General features: G+C 46.1%; 15 protein-coding genes and 1 riboswitch. Of the genes, 4 read left to right on the forward strand and 11 right to left on the reverse strand.

The window, feature by feature from the left end; genetic code table 11:
* From ACW5MY_RS13890 to ACW5MY_RS13915, 6 genes are all read right to left on the reverse strand, one after another.
* On the reverse strand, window positions 1-987 hold the full coding sequence (locus ACW5MY_RS13890; protein ID WP_013353256.1) for an ABC transporter permease: 987 nt from the start codon (window positions 985-987) through the stop codon (window positions 1-3).
* Between the two features lie 15 nt (window positions 988-1,002).
* A complete protein-coding gene (locus ACW5MY_RS13895) occupies window positions 1,003-1,983 on the reverse strand; it encodes an ABC transporter permease subunit (protein WP_014470844.1) in 981 nt (326 codons plus the stop codon).
* Window positions 1,977-2,855, reverse strand: a complete 879-nt coding sequence (locus ACW5MY_RS13900) for an ABC transporter ATP-binding protein (protein ID WP_013353258.1) — start codon at window positions 2,853-2,855, stop codon at window positions 1,977-1,979. Before ACW5MY_RS13900 ends, ACW5MY_RS13895 begins: the two co-directional genes overlap by 7 nt.
* Complete coding sequence (locus ACW5MY_RS13905) at window positions 2,848-3,240, reverse strand: GntR family transcriptional regulator (RefSeq protein WP_013353259.1); 393 nt, start codon at window positions 3,238-3,240, stop codon at window positions 2,848-2,850. The genes ACW5MY_RS13900 and ACW5MY_RS13905 overlap by 8 nt, the downstream gene beginning before the upstream one ends.
* Entirely contained in the window at window positions 3,200-3,394 is a 195-nt protein-coding gene (locus ACW5MY_RS13910; protein WP_014470846.1) for a hypothetical protein, read from the reverse strand. The genes ACW5MY_RS13905 and ACW5MY_RS13910 overlap by 41 nt, the downstream gene beginning before the upstream one ends.
* Before the next feature lie 191 nt (window positions 3,395-3,585).
* Window positions 3,586-3,858 (reverse strand): YtzC family protein, encoded by a 273-nt coding sequence (locus ACW5MY_RS13915; protein ID WP_013353260.1) that lies wholly within the window; start codon window positions 3,856-3,858, stop codon window positions 3,586-3,588.
* Between the two features lie 237 nt (window positions 3,859-4,095).
* On the opposite strand from ACW5MY_RS13915, the gene mnmL reads away from it, so the two are divergent.
* The 3 genes from mnmL (at window position 4,096) to ACW5MY_RS13930 (ending at window position 5,965) form a co-directional block, all read left to right on the forward strand.
* Entirely contained in the window at window positions 4,096-5,064 is a 969-nt protein-coding gene (gene mnmL, locus ACW5MY_RS13920) for a tRNA modification radical SAM protein MnmL/YtqA (protein ID WP_013353261.1), read from the forward strand.
* Entirely contained in the window at window positions 5,061-5,642 is a 582-nt protein-coding gene (gene mnmM, locus ACW5MY_RS13925) for a tRNA 5-(aminomethyl)-2-thiouridylate-methyltransferase MnmM (protein WP_013353262.1), read from the forward strand. The genes mnmL and mnmM overlap by 4 nt, the downstream gene beginning before the upstream one ends.
* Before the next feature lie 128 nt (window positions 5,643-5,770).
* Complete coding sequence (locus tag ACW5MY_RS13930; RefSeq protein ID WP_014470848.1) at window positions 5,771-5,965, forward strand: hypothetical protein; 195 nt, start codon at window positions 5,771-5,773, stop codon at window positions 5,963-5,965.
* Between the two features lie 38 nt (window positions 5,966-6,003).
* Here ACW5MY_RS13930 and ACW5MY_RS13935 read toward each other — a convergent pair whose 3' ends face one another.
* A complete protein-coding gene (locus tag ACW5MY_RS13935; protein WP_013353263.1) occupies window positions 6,004-7,083 on the reverse strand; it encodes a tetraprenyl-beta-curcumene synthase family protein in 1,080 nt (359 codons plus the stop codon).
* A gap of 20 nt (window positions 7,084-7,103) precedes the next feature.
* Complete coding sequence (locus tag ACW5MY_RS13940; RefSeq protein WP_013353264.1) at window positions 7,104-7,883, reverse strand: alpha/beta hydrolase; 780 nt, start codon at window positions 7,881-7,883, stop codon at window positions 7,104-7,106.
* A gap of 46 nt (window positions 7,884-7,929) precedes the next feature.
* Here ACW5MY_RS13940 and ACW5MY_RS13945 point away from each other — a divergent pair, with 46 nt between their 5' ends.
* Entirely contained in the window at window positions 7,930-8,445 is a 516-nt protein-coding gene (locus ACW5MY_RS13945) for a gamma carbonic anhydrase (protein ID WP_038463278.1), read from the forward strand.
* A gap of 176 nt (window positions 8,446-8,621) precedes the next feature.
* Here the strand turns inward: ACW5MY_RS13945 and alaP are convergent, their stop codons facing one another.
* The 3 genes from alaP to metK all read right to left on the reverse strand — a co-directional run bounded on the left by alaP (window position 8,622) and on the right by metK (window position 13,470).
* A complete protein-coding gene (gene alaP, locus ACW5MY_RS13950; RefSeq protein WP_013353266.1) occupies window positions 8,622-10,025 on the reverse strand; it encodes an alanine permease AlaP in 1,404 nt (467 codons plus the stop codon).
* A gap of 200 nt (window positions 10,026-10,225) precedes the next feature.
* Window positions 10,226-12,124: an asparagine synthase (glutamine-hydrolyzing) gene (gene asnB / locus ACW5MY_RS13955; RefSeq protein ID WP_013353267.1), complete on the reverse strand. Its 1,899-nt coding sequence runs from the start codon at window positions 12,122-12,124 to the stop codon at window positions 10,226-10,228.
* A gap of 143 nt (window positions 12,125-12,267) precedes the next feature.
* On the reverse strand, window positions 12,268-13,470 hold the full coding sequence (gene metK, locus ACW5MY_RS13960; protein WP_003152253.1) for a methionine adenosyltransferase: 1,203 nt from the start codon (window positions 13,468-13,470) through the stop codon (window positions 12,268-12,270).
* 169 nt (window positions 13,471-13,639) lie between these two features.
* A riboswitch (SAM riboswitch) is annotated at window positions 13,640-13,778 on the reverse strand.
* Window positions 13,779-13,882 lie beyond the last annotated feature (104 nt).

Raw genomic sequence — 13,882 nt, forward strand, 5'->3', positions numbered from 1 at the left:
CTACATATGCTTTGTTTTCCTGTAAACCGTAAAATAACTGATGAAAAATCCGATAACGGCGCCGATAATAATGCCGGCTAAATATCCGAACATCGTGTCCGTGACCCCATATCCGAAAACTCCAAAACCCATAACCGCAAACGCGATTACCAATAGCTGCACCGGGCGTTCCAATTTTCTCCAAAGAAAGAATCTGCCGTTCCGTTCATTCGGATGTTTCAGAAAGCTGACGTAACCGATCAGATAAAAGACGACGCTCATGACTGCCGGAATGAGTAAGATCAGATGTCTCTCTCTGATCCAGTCGTTAAACACATATCCAATAGGTGTTACAAATATAAAAAGACGAGATTCGATATAGCTGCTGATGAAAGAGAATTCATTACCAATACTAAAATCGAAAACAACCTCCAAATTCGCGGCCGGCAGACCGATGAGTAAAAAGGGCAGAATCGTTACGGTAAACGCCGTTAACAGCTGAGCGAATATATGGCCCGTCAATGCTCCGGATGCCATTAACAGTGCGTAAGCCATAAAACTGATGACAATCATTCCGATTGAAAAATGATCAAAATCGTACGTATGGCTCGGTTTCAGCAGAGAAATCAGCAATGACGCCGCTCCGTAGCCTATCGCCTGGGGAACAACAATGACTGCCCCGCCAAGCCAGAATTTGGTCTGAAAGATTTGGCTTCTGCTGTAAGGCATGCTTAACAGGGCATCCATCGTTCCCTTTGTCCGCTCCAAGCCTAATAAGAAGACAGCAATGATGACACTCACAACCCAGTTGAAGGAAAGAAGCGACCCATTCGTATAACTGACGACGAACTCACAATCTTGCGGAGCCGGATCATTCAAACATCCCTGATATGTTACGTAATTGTTATAAACCATAAAAGGATTTGCCGCTATTAAAAAAATACTGCTCAATAAAAACAACCACTGATTTTTCTTCCATTCTGTATACAATAGCCCCCGCGGTATCATTCCGGTCCTCCTTTCTTACACATGCTTCGTTTTTTTATAAATCGCAAAATAACTGACCAAAAATCCGACCGCTCCTCCGACCAGCATCCCGGCCGCATACCCTGTCATCGTCTGTCCCGTCGAGTACCCCGCCAGGCCAAAACCGAGAACGGCGATAATGATTACCACAATCTGAATGGGCCGGTCAAGCTGTCTCCAGAGGAAAAAACGGCCGTTCCGTTCCACGGGCTGTCTGACATAGCAAAAGTACCCGATGGCATAAAATATAATGCTCATCACTGCCGGGATGATTAATATATACTTGCTGGCAGATACCCAATTCGTATCAATGTACGTAATCGGATTCAGATATTGAAAAGAATTGTTTAGGTAAGCATTGACTGGCGGCATCAGCTCATGCATGTCGATCCCGAAGATGACTTCCGCATTTGTCAACGGCAACGTAATAATCAGGTAAGGCGCTATCGATACAGCAAACGCCGTTAACAGCTGGGCGAACGTATTGCCCGTTAAGCAGCCTGCGCTCGCGACCAATGTAAAAGCCAAAACACTCACAATGATCTCTCCAACGCTGTAATGGTGGAAGAAATATACGCGTTCAGGCTTTAACAGAAGAATCAACAGCTCAGCCAGCCCGTAGCCGATGACCTGAAAGCCGGCAATGACCGCCGCTCCGAGCCAATATTTAGTGTGAAACACCTGAGCGCGGGAATAAGGCAGACTGAAAAGCGTATCAATCGTTCCCTTTGTGCGCTCCAGTCCGAATAAGCAAACCGCCAAAATCACAGCGGGCGCCCAGTTCAAGTTCAGCATTCTGCTCTCCAAAGAATTCACATAAAACTTACAATATGCTCCCGGGGTATCCAGACAGCCTTGGTAGACCAGATAGGTATTTAACACTTCAAAAGGATTGACCGCCGCTAAAAAAAGGCCGACCATAACGAGAACAGTTCGATTCTGCATCCATTCCCTGTATAGCAATCCCCGGTCTACCATCTCCGGTTCCCCCCAAACTTCGCGATGAAGACTTCTTCTAAGTTTACAGGAAGCTCGTTCCACACTTTCGGGCGCAGCTCTTGCAGAAATTTCTTTTTCTTCTCATCGTTCTTCGGAATCAGCACTGTATAAAACACACCGGCATGGTCGAGGATCGGTATGTTTTGTTCTCTGATCATCAAGTTGACATCCTCATCAAACGCCATTTGGATTTTCATGTAATCCTCTTTCATATCATCCAAATCCATCACATTCGTCAGCTGATTTCCTTCCAAAAATCCGATCCGGTTGCACATGCGCTCAATATCTTCTAAACGATGTGAAGTAATCAGAATGCTCGTTTCCCGTTCAGCCACTTCATCCACCATAAGCTGAAGCACGTCATGACGCGTTACAGCGTCAATCCCATCCGTCGGTTCATCCAAAAGAATCAATGCCGGACGTGAAGCAAAGGCAAGGACGAGGGCCAGCTGTTTTTTCAGCCCTGTGGATAATTCCCGGTATTTCTTCGTTTCCGGAATGCTGTACCTGTTCATGAGCTCATTGGCGTAAGTCACATCAAAATTCGGATAGATTCTGCTTACAATAGCAACAAGCTGTTTATATGTATATTTGTCATAAAAAGGATTTTCAACAGGCATATAAATGATATTCTGTTTTACTTTCGGATGCCGCTTTATTTCCACCTGATTAAATAAAACCGTCCCTTGATCCGGCAGCAGAATCTGCTGAATGAGCCGGAGCAATGTTGTTTTCCCTGATCCGTTTCGGCCGAGCAGCCCAAAAATTTCTCCTTTTCCGATGGTGAGCGAAATATCCTTGAGCACTTCTTTACCGTCAATCGTTTTTGAGAGATTGCGCAATTCAATCATGATCCCTGCCTCCTTTCACATCAGCGCTGATTTCCTTTATCCATTCCTGCAGCTTCTCCAGCTCAACTCCCGCGTAATGGGCATCGATGATGAGCTGTTTCAATTGCTCTTTTATCATCGTCATCTTCCCTTCAACCAATGTCTTTTTTGCATTCTCCGATATATACGTTCCTCTTCCCCTCAGCGTTTCAATGACACCATCGCGTTCAAGCTCCTTGTACGCTTTGCTGACTGTATTCGGATTGGCGATAATGATCGTTGCCAATTCCCTGACAGAAGGAAGTTTATCCCCCGGCTTCATGATCCCTTTTAAACAAAGCTCTTTCAATTGCTGTATGATCTGCTCATAAATCGGGGTTGAGCTTCTCGGATCGATTTGAATCATTTACTTCCCTTCTTTCTTTTACGAGCTGCTCTATTTCTTTAAATGTTCTGCCACTGAAAACCGATGACGCAAGAATGACAAACAGACTGCTGGCCAAAACCGAGGCGGCGATAATAAGAGGCACATCTTGTTTTACGGATCTTTTGTTTTTCATGAAGGCTCTCCTTTCCTATGCTCAACATTTATATTTCGATTTCATTTTTTGAGTGTTTGCAGTGTATTACATCAAGTAGTACACGTAATACAATAAACACACTCCGCCCTATTGTCAATTCTTTTTTAAAAAGAACTACAAAAAAACCCGCCGGGATTCCGGCAGGTTTTGCACCATCTAAAACGGTGCGGTCAGTAATCGAAATTACGCTGCAAAATCATATTGTTTTGCAGGGTCTGGAGCTGCAATCTCATTCGGTAAAGCTGCTCTCTTTGCTGATCATTCGCAGATAATGACAGCTTGTTTAATTCATTCACCGCGTTTTCAAGCATCATTTGCGCTTCACTGTACTCATTATCATTATAATGCTCTTGTTTGGAAGCGGTTTTAAATTGCTCATTCGCAAATTCATACGCCTGTTCGCTTCTTTGGAGATGTTCATCTACTGATTGTCTTGTTGCCAACGAAACCCCTCCTCAGTGAATGGGAAATCAAACTTAGTTTGAGCGGAGGAAAAATGATTAACACCCGAAGATTGCAGGAAAGAGAACCAAATTTTCCGTGAGTCAGGAAAAGGAATGAGAATCCTGCCCGCAGTTATACTAAACAAAAGAAAGCCGCATCTGTTTTCACATTGTGAACCCCCATCATTCATGCTACAATTTTAGGATGCATCTGATGTGAGGGAGGCTTTTTGAACATTGAACGAGAATAACCCTTTTCCTTATTCAAATACGGAAAAACGGTACCATACATTAAATTATCATCTGCGGGAGCATTTCGGGCATAAAGTGTTTAAAGTCGCGCTTGACGGCGGTTTTGACTGCCCGAATCGGGACGGCACGGTTGCACACGGCGGATGCACATTCTGCAGTGCGGCCGGATCTGGCGATTTTGCCGGCAACCGGGCCGATGACTTAATCACGCAATTTCACGATATCAAAAACCGCATGCACGAAAAGTGGAAAGACGGCAAATATATCGCATATTTCCAAGCGTTCACGAATACACATGCGCCGGTGGAGGAGCTGCGTGAGAAATTTGAATCCGTACTCAAGCTTGACGGTGTTGTCGGCATGTCTATCGCGACCCGTCCGGACTGCCTGCCGGATGATGTCGTGGAGTATTTGGCCGAACTGAATGAACGGACATATTTGTGGGTTGAGCTCGGGCTGCAGACCGTACATGAGCGGACCGCCCTTCTGATCAACCGCGCCCATGATTTTGACTGCTATGTTGAGGGCGTCAATAAACTGAGAAAACACGGCATCCGTGTTTGTTCCCATATCATTAACGGGCTTCCGCTCGAAAACAGGGACATGATGATGGAGACGGCCAAAGCCGTCGCTGATTTGGATGTTCAAGGCATTAAGATTCACCTGCTTCACTTATTAAAAGGCACACCGATGGTGAAGCAATATGAAAAAGGAAAGCTTGAATTCCTTTCGCAGGAAGAATATGTCCAGCTTGTATGTGATCAGCTCGAAATCATTCCCCCGGAAATGATCGTTCACCGCATTACGGGGGACGGGCCGATCGAATTAATGGTCGGGCCGATGTGGAGCGTCAATAAGTGGGAAGTACTGGGCGCCATTCAAAAAGAGCTGGAAACACGGGGAAGCTATCAAGGAAAGCTCTTCAGAAAAATCGGGGAGGAGACTGCCCTATGACCTTGATGCACATCCTCCCTTTCAGTAAAGAATTGCTGAAGTCCGCCGCACAAGAAGGAGATATCACGGTTGACGCGACAATGGGCAACGGGCATGATACATATTTTCTGGCCGGCCTTGTCGGTGAGACAGGACATGTCCATGCCTTTGATATTCAGGCTGATGCACTCGCCAAAACGAAGGAGCGTCTCGGTGACGCCCTCAGCCCGCGCGTCACGCTGCACCATAAGAGCCATGATCAAATAAAGGCATCCCTGCCTGAGGATGCGCACGGCCGTGTGGCTTGTGCCGTGTTTAATCTCGGCTATCTGCCCGGCGGCGATAAAAGCATTACGACAAACGGGCACTCTACCATTTCTGCAATCGAACAGCTCCTTGAACTGCTGAAAGAGAACGGGCTGATCGTTCTCGTGGTCTACCACGGGCATCCTGAGGGAAAGACGGAAAAGAATGCGCTTCTGGAATATTGCGAAAACCTTGATCAGGAAAAGGCGCGCGTGCTGAGCTACGGCTTTCTCAACCAGCGAAACGACCCGCCGTTTATTATAGCAATTGAAAAGAAATCTCCTGGTAAATAAAGAATCGGCCTGTCATCAACAGGCCGATTCTTTTTGTGAACGTATTTACTTTTTCAAAAAAGTCAATTACCATGAAATAATGGGAAAAAGTTCATTTTTCCACTGAAACACCTGAGAGGAGCAGCAGTTTGAATATTCTTCGCATCATTTTTTCAAGTGTTCCCTACGTGATGTTCATCATCATTTTATCAAGACATTTAGGATTTGAGTTCGCGAAAACCTATTACTGGTGGTTTGCTGCATTTTTCGTCATCGGGCTGGTCGGCAAATTTGTAATGCACTTTGCGGAAAAAAAGAAACCATTAAAAAAAGAGACAGCGTAAATTGCGCATGTCTCTTTTTAATGGGCACTGTTCATCCATTACGAGCTTTTCGTCCAAGCCATCTTCTGAAATTTGCGGTAGGCTCTTCCGTTGATATAAAAGAAAAATGACGTTTTTCCGCTTGCCCTGATCAGCTTTCGCGCGAGGCGGCCCATTTCTTTTTGGCTGGCGACTTTGTCATCGGATAAATAGACGCCGAGCAGCCCCCGGTTAATCAGCCGGTGAAAATTTTCATGCGGAATGCCGTGCAAATGTTCATCCGCTTTTTCAATAAAATGCTTCAGTCTCTGCATCATTTCTTCATGAGATTGATAATACGTACAGAAATTCAGATCGCCTTCAAGCAGATCCTCTTCCTGGTCTATTAAATAATCGAGCAGAATGTGCAGCCCTTGTATGTACGGAAAATAACTGCTGCGGATTTTCTCAGCGGTATGTTCGTTGAAATCAGGCTGGAAAGAGTAAGCGACGAGACAGAAAATGCCTAACGTCGATCCTGCGCAAGCAGAGAATTCAAACCACTCCATTTCCGGAAGCTGTGACCGGTACTGCTCAAACCAGCTTTTAAGCCTCGGAACGCGTTCATGCTCAACGACATGCTTATGCACCTGAAGATCGCAATAATAATCGCACAGCTCGAGCAAATAAGGTTTAATGATGCCGTAATGTTCTATTGACCCGAGCACCCGCTGGCATGTTCTGACCAGCTCATGAAGATAACCGCCGTCATCCTGCTCCTCTCTGTACTGATAGTACGGCTGCACCTCGGCACCGACTGTCAGCGCGTCACGCATCGAAAGGTGAAGCATGCGGAAATCTTCCGGATCAAGCGATGTGCTGCGGTCACACAGATTGTCCAGATAATCACTGATCGTCTGGTACGCAATGATAAATTGCACGCATTTCTGTTTTTGCTCTCCCGACAGCAGGGCTAAAATGCCGCCGCCCTCACAATGAAACGATTTATCACGGATACTTGCGGCCGCCTGCTCCCGCAGCTCGGTATTTTTAATGGAATCTGATTTTTCCCGCCATATATTCAATTCCTGATGTACGAGCGGAAAAATTTCACGATACACTTTTGCCATAAGGTTAAAAGGATGTTCCGGTACTGTCAACAAATGCACCCCCAGCGAATTCAAATATACTGATCTGTAAAGGCTTTCGCCGCCTTAAACACAGCTTCTCTTTCCGGTTCATTAAAAATTTCATGATAAAGCCCTTCCCATTCCCGGTATGATTTATTATGGGAAGCCACACCGGAAAACCATTTACGGACCTTCATTTTATCAACGATTTTGTCATCACCGCCCTGCATAAGCAAAAGCGGCACTTTTAAAAACGCATCAGTCGGCACCATAGCGGCATCAATGGTTTTTAAAAGCTCTCTGTACCATCTTACAGATACTTTCGTGACATATAAAGAATCGTTTTGATCCGCTTCAATCATATCCGCATTCCTTGTCGCCATATCAGGCGATAAACCGGAGTCCACTCTGAGGGACGGGGCGAGAACATTCAGTCCTTTAGACGCAAAATCAAGCACTTTATTGACTTTTATTTGCAGCCCAAGACAAGGTGATGATAAAATGAGTGCCGTAATGCGGGGATTTCTCTGCTGCTTAAACCATTCTATCGCAATCAGTCCGCCCATGCTGTGGCCCAAAAGGAAAACGGGCGATTCAAGCGTTCTCGCTTGATCAATCCATATATCTACTTCATCAATGTATTCTTGGAAAGAGCGAATATGCCCTCTGGCGCGGGTGGATGTTCCCTGACCGGGCAAATCACCCATCACCACGTTATATCCGGAAGATCTCCACATTTCAACGAGCCATTTATAACGCCCGTGGTATTCGCTTGCCCCGTGGATTATGACAATGGTACCGACGGGCCTGTCTGCTTTCCAAGTCCACATGCTGTTCACCTCTTACATAAATTTAGAGAAAGAAGGATGAGACATGATAATCTACCCTTATAAAGAATTTACGCCGGACATACATCCTGAAGCGTTTATTGCGGATAACGCCGTCATTACGGGCGACGTCGTGATCGGAGAACAATCAAGCATTTGGTTCTCAGCCGTCATCCGCGGGGATGTTGCGCCGACAAGAATCGGAAAAAGAGTCAGCATACAAGACTTGAGCTGTCTGCATCAAAGTCCGGGCCGCCCGCTTCTTATTGAAGATGACGTCACGATCGGCCATCAGGTTACACTGCACAGCGCAATCATCAGAAAGAATGCTTTAATCGGTATGGGCTCCGTCATTCTGGACGGGGCAGAAATCGGAGAAGGCGCGTTTATCGGCGCCGGAAGTCTCGTTCCTCCCGGCAAATCCATTCCGCCCGGCTTTCTTGCGTTCGGCCGCCCTGCAAAGGTCATCCGCCGGCTGACAGAAGAAGATGTACGGGACATGGAAAGAATCAGAACGGAATATGTTGAAAAAGGCCGATACTATAAAGCACTGCAAGAGAAATAAAAAAGATCAGCTTTGTTTTACTACTGTACCATTTTTCAAAATATTATTTAAGCAAAAACCATTTGCGTTCTGCTGGTTGTCAGAAAACAGAAGCAAAATGTTCAGGAATTTGTTTTATTCTTCCCCCTTTGACCCGATCCTATGAAAAAAGAGCCCATTTCAGCGGGCTCTTTTTTTTACGCTTTTTCGGCAAATGTCTGTCCGTTTTCCAGATTTATGTGTTTTCTTTTATGGAAGCCTTTCCCGTAATAGGCTGCTAATAATATGCAGAACCAGGCAGGGCCGATGATGACGGCCACTCGGGTCTCTGCATTAAAAGCCATCAGTACAACGACAAAAGCGAGAAATGCCAGTGAGATATAAGAGGAAAAGGGATATAAAGGCATTTTATATTTCAGTTTTTTTCGTTCTTCCGGCTGTAAGCTTTTACGATATTTCATTTGAGAAAGCAAAATAATCGCCCACGTCCAAATCGCTCCGAACGTCGCAATGCTTGTCACCCATGTAAACACTTTCGCCGGCACCACGTAGTTCAACAGAACGCCGATGCATAACGCACCCGCTGAAACCAATACCGCTTTTCCCGGCACCCCGCCTTTTGTGACCGTGCCGTAGGTTTTAGGGGCTTCATTTTGCTCGGCCAGATTAAACAGCATGCGTCCTGTGCTGAAGATCCCGCTGTTGCAGGACGAAAGAGCCGCCGTCAAAACGACAAAATTAATGATTCCGGCCGCTGCGGGGATTCCGATTTTTTCAAATGTCAAAACAAACGGGCTTCCGCCTGAACCGATCTCCTGCCACGGATAAATTGACATAATGACAAACAAAGCTCCGACGTAAAAAATGAGAATGCGCCAAAAAACAGTATCAATGGCGCGTGCCAGTGATTTTTCCGGGTTTTTGACCTCACCGGCTGTGACACCAATCAGCTCAATCCCGAGATATGCAAACATGACCATCTGAAGCGACAGCAGCACCCCTTTAATCCCATTCGGGAAAAAGCCGCCGTGGCTCCATAAATTGCTGATCCCGAGCGCAACGCCTCCGTTTCCGAGACCGAATACGATCATCACAAGGCCGATCGCAATCATTGACAGAATCGCCAGGACTTTAATGAGCGCAAACCAGAATTCAAGCTCACCGTATGCTTTGACCGCCAGAAAGTTGACAGCCGTCATAATGACGAGTGCACAAAGCGCCCAGATCCATGACGGCACGTCAGGGAACCAGTAGCCCATATAAATGCCGACCGCGGTGATTTCCGCCATGCAGGTAACGACCCATAAAAACCAATAATTCCAGCCCGTTAAAAATCCCGCCAGCGGGCCGAGATAATCTCTGGCATACCGGCTGAATGAGCCGGCCACAGGCTTTTGAATCGCCATTTCCCCTAATGCCCGCATAATAAAAAACATAATCAGCCCGCTGCAGGCGTAAGCTGCTAAAATCCCCGGTCCGGCAAGCTTTATGGCCGAAGCTGACCCGAGAAACAGCCCGACTCCTATCGCGGCTCCCAAAGACATAAGCGAGATATGCCGCTCTTCCAAGCCGCGGTGAAGCGTTTTTCCTTTGTTTTGCATAACTCTCCCTCCCCCTGATTTTGACAGAAAAAACAAACCGAGACGAAATAGCCAGAAAACACTCTCCGGAATCTGTCCGATAGTCCTATAATAACATTTTTCTGAATATTGCGTAACACTTTGCGGAAAACATAGCGGAATAGAAGGTTTATAAAAAACAATAGAAAAAAGGCTTTCGATAACATCGAAAGCCTTTTGGATTAAACGAAGATGACTTCTTTCGGCTGATGATTCAGCTCTTCCGGCACCAGTCTTTTTTCGACATTGATGCTGTGCCAGATCATGAAGATCAGCACGGTCCAGATTTTGCGGCTGTTATCCGCTCTGTCGGCACAATGATCTTCAAGAAGCTGAAGGACATAATCCTTTTCAATATAAGCGTCTGTTTCGCTTTCATGGATGATGTTGCGCACCCATTCGTTCATTTCATTTTTCAGCCAGTGGCGGATCGGCACAGGGAAACCGAGTTTTTTACGGTTAAGCACATGATCAGGCACTACCCCTTCAGCGGCTTTACGCAGGAGGTATTTCGTCGTGCCGTTTTTCGTTTTCAATTCATCCGGAATTTTAGAGGCCACGTCAAACACGACTTTATCAAGGAACGGCACGCGCAGTTCCAATGAGTTGGCCATCGTCATTTTGTCAGCCTTTAACAGAATGTCGCCGCGCATCCACGTATGAATGTCGACATACTGCATTTTATTAATGTCACTGTATGAACGGCTTTCCGTAAAGTACGGCTTCGTGACATCACGGTATGAAAGCTCTGAATTGTAATGTTTAAGCAGCTGTTTTTTCACAGGCTCTTCAAAAATCTTCGCATTTCCGATATAGCGCTCCTCAAGCGGTGTGCAGCCGCGGACTAAGAGGCTTTTCCCTCTCATTCCTTCTGGCATGACCGACGCCACGTGAAGAAGCATTTTTTTCAGTCCGGACGGAATGCGTTCAAACGGTTTAAGCGACAGCGGTTCACGGTAAATATTGTACCCGCCGAACAGCTCGTCCGCGCCTTCCCCGGATAACGCAACCGTTACATGTTTTTTCGCTTCTTTCGCGACAAAGTACAAAGGAATCGCCGCCGGATCTGCAAGCGGGTCATCAAAGTGCCAGACGATTTTCGGAAGCTCGTTCATATACTCCTCTGGAGAAATGACTTTGCTGATATTTTCAATCCCGAGCGCGGCAGCTGTTTCCTTCGCTACATCAACTTCACTGAAGCCCTGCTGCTCGAAGCCGACAGAAAATGTTTTCAGGTTCGGGTGAAATTCTTTCGCAACTGAGACGATAAAAGAAGAGTCAATACCGCCTGATAGGAACGAGCCGACGGGAACGTCACTTCTCATGTGGACTTTGACAGAGTCAAAGATTGCGTCTCTGACTTCTTTCACCAATTTATCTTCATCAGACTGAACGGGCTTAAAGTTCGCTTTGAAATACGTTTTAAACGCGATATCGCCTTCCGGGCGGATCGTAAACTGGCTGCCCGGCTCGACTTTTTTCACTTCAGCGTCAAGCGTGCTCGGTTCAGGAACGAATTGGAAAGACATATATTGCTGTAAAGAAGCTGTATCAAGATCAATACCGTTTTGAGCGGCCATTAAACTTTTTCTTTCAGAAGCAAAATACACTTTGTCCCCGATGGTTGTGTAATACAGCGGTTTAATTCCGAACGGGTCTCTCGCGCCGTACATGACACGGTCAGCTTTGTTCCAGATTAAAAACGCAAACATTCCGCGAAGCTTTGAAGCAGCTTCTTCTTTATAATGGCGGTATGTCGCAAGGAGCACCTCGGTATCGGAATCTGTATTGAACTTGTAGCCTTTCGCTTCAAGCTCTTCTCTCAATTCAATGTAGTTATAGATTTCGCCGTTAAAAATGATCCAATATTTTTCGTCTTCATATGATAAAGGCTGTCCGCCGTTTTCTACGTCAATAATACTGAGCCGTCTGAAGCCGAAACCGACGTGCTCGTCATGATAATACCCATCGCTGTCAGGACCGCGGTGAACGATCATTTGATTCATTTGTTTGATTAGCTCTTCTTGATCTGCGGTTTGAGTTAATGGATGCTTATTAAAAACACCGACAAATCCACACATAGTATAGCCTCCATAAGTGTAATTTTCTAATTGGACCCCCTTTTTATAGACGCTTTGTTACGCCATTGGTTTCACGCTATGTAAAAAATCAGCATGGCAGCATCTGCAAAAAGGGAAAGCCGCTTAAGTAAGCGGCTATAAAATTATTCTCCTAGTGCTTCTTTGCGAAGCGCATCCGCCTTGTCAGTACGCTCCCAAGGAAGATCCACATCATGGCGTCCGAAGTGGCCGTAAGCAGCAGTCTGCTTATAGATCGGGCGGCGCAAATCAAGCATTTTAATAATGCCGGCAGGTCTCAGGTCGAAGTTATTCCGTACGACTTCGATCAGTTTCTCTTCAGAAGCTTTTCCTGTATCAAACGTATTGATGGAAATAGAAACAGGCTGTGCCACGCCGATTGCGTATGCAAGCTGCACTTCACAAGAATCAGCAAGGCCTGCTGCCACGATGTTTTTCGCTACGTATCTCGCAGCGTATGCCGCTGAACGGTCTACCTTCGTCGCATCCTTACCGGAGAACGCGCCGCCGCCGTGGCGTGCATATCCGCCGTATGTGTCAACGATGATTTTACGGCCTGTAAGCCCCGCATCACCTTGCGGACCGCCGATTACGAAACGTCCCGTAGGGTTGATGAAGTATTTTGTCTCTTCATCGATCAGTTCCTCAGGCACGACAGGGTTAATGACATGCTCTTTCAGATTGCGCTGAATCTGCTCAAGCGTAATTTCCGGATGGTGCTGAGTTGAGATGACGATCGCATCGATGCGGACAGGTTTGTTGTTTTCATCATATTCAACGGTAACTTGCGTTTTTCCGTCAGGGCGAAGGTACGGAAGAATGTCTTCTTTGCGGACTTCGCTCAGACGGCGGGCTAATTTATGCGCCAGTGAGATCGGAAGCGGCATAAGCTCTTTCGTTTCGTTACACGCATAACCGAACATCAGACCTTGGTCCCCCGCTCCGATCGCTTCGATTTCAGCGTCGCTCATTGTGCCTTCACGCGCTTCAAGAGCCTGATCGACACCCATCGCGATATCCGCAGACTGTTCATCAATTGATGTTAAAACAGCGCAAGTCTCCGCATCAAATCCGTATTTAGCCCGTGTGTAGCCGATTTCTTTAATCGTTTCACGGACTGTTTTCGGAATGTCAACGTATGTTGATGTTGTAATCTCTCCGCTTACCAGCACAAGACCTGTTGTTACAGACGTTTCGCAGGCTACGCGCGCGTTCGGGTCATTTTTTAAAATCTCATCTAAGATACTGTCAGAAATTTGGTCACAGATTTTATCCGGATGACCCTCGGTAACAGATTCAGATGTAAATAGTCGACGGTTTTTACTCATTTACTTTTCCTCCTGAAAAAAGATCTTTTGCAAGACCTTTTCATATGATACGGAACTCGCTCCCTCTTAATACAATGTCATACTATATCAGAGAATGTTAATTGGCATATTTTATGAAATAAAAAAACCTTTTCCACTCGAGGAAAGGGTTTGGTCTGTGTGCCTTTCACTCTTATCGCTCAAGGAAATATTAAACCTTGCATCAGGTTAGCACCTTGGTTTCCCACAGTGTTTTCACCTGCTTTTTTACAGAGAAACCGGTTGCTGGGCTTCATCGGGCCTGTCCCTCCGCCAGCTCGGGATAAGAGTATCCGCTCAATGAAATATCTTATCGTAAAAGGGCGGAAAGTGTCAATATGAATTAAAGCGATTACGCGCCTTTATTTCGGGAAGCAATGGAAAAAACACAAAC

It is taken from the genome of Bacillus sp. Bwzl_19 (assembly GCF_054900515.1).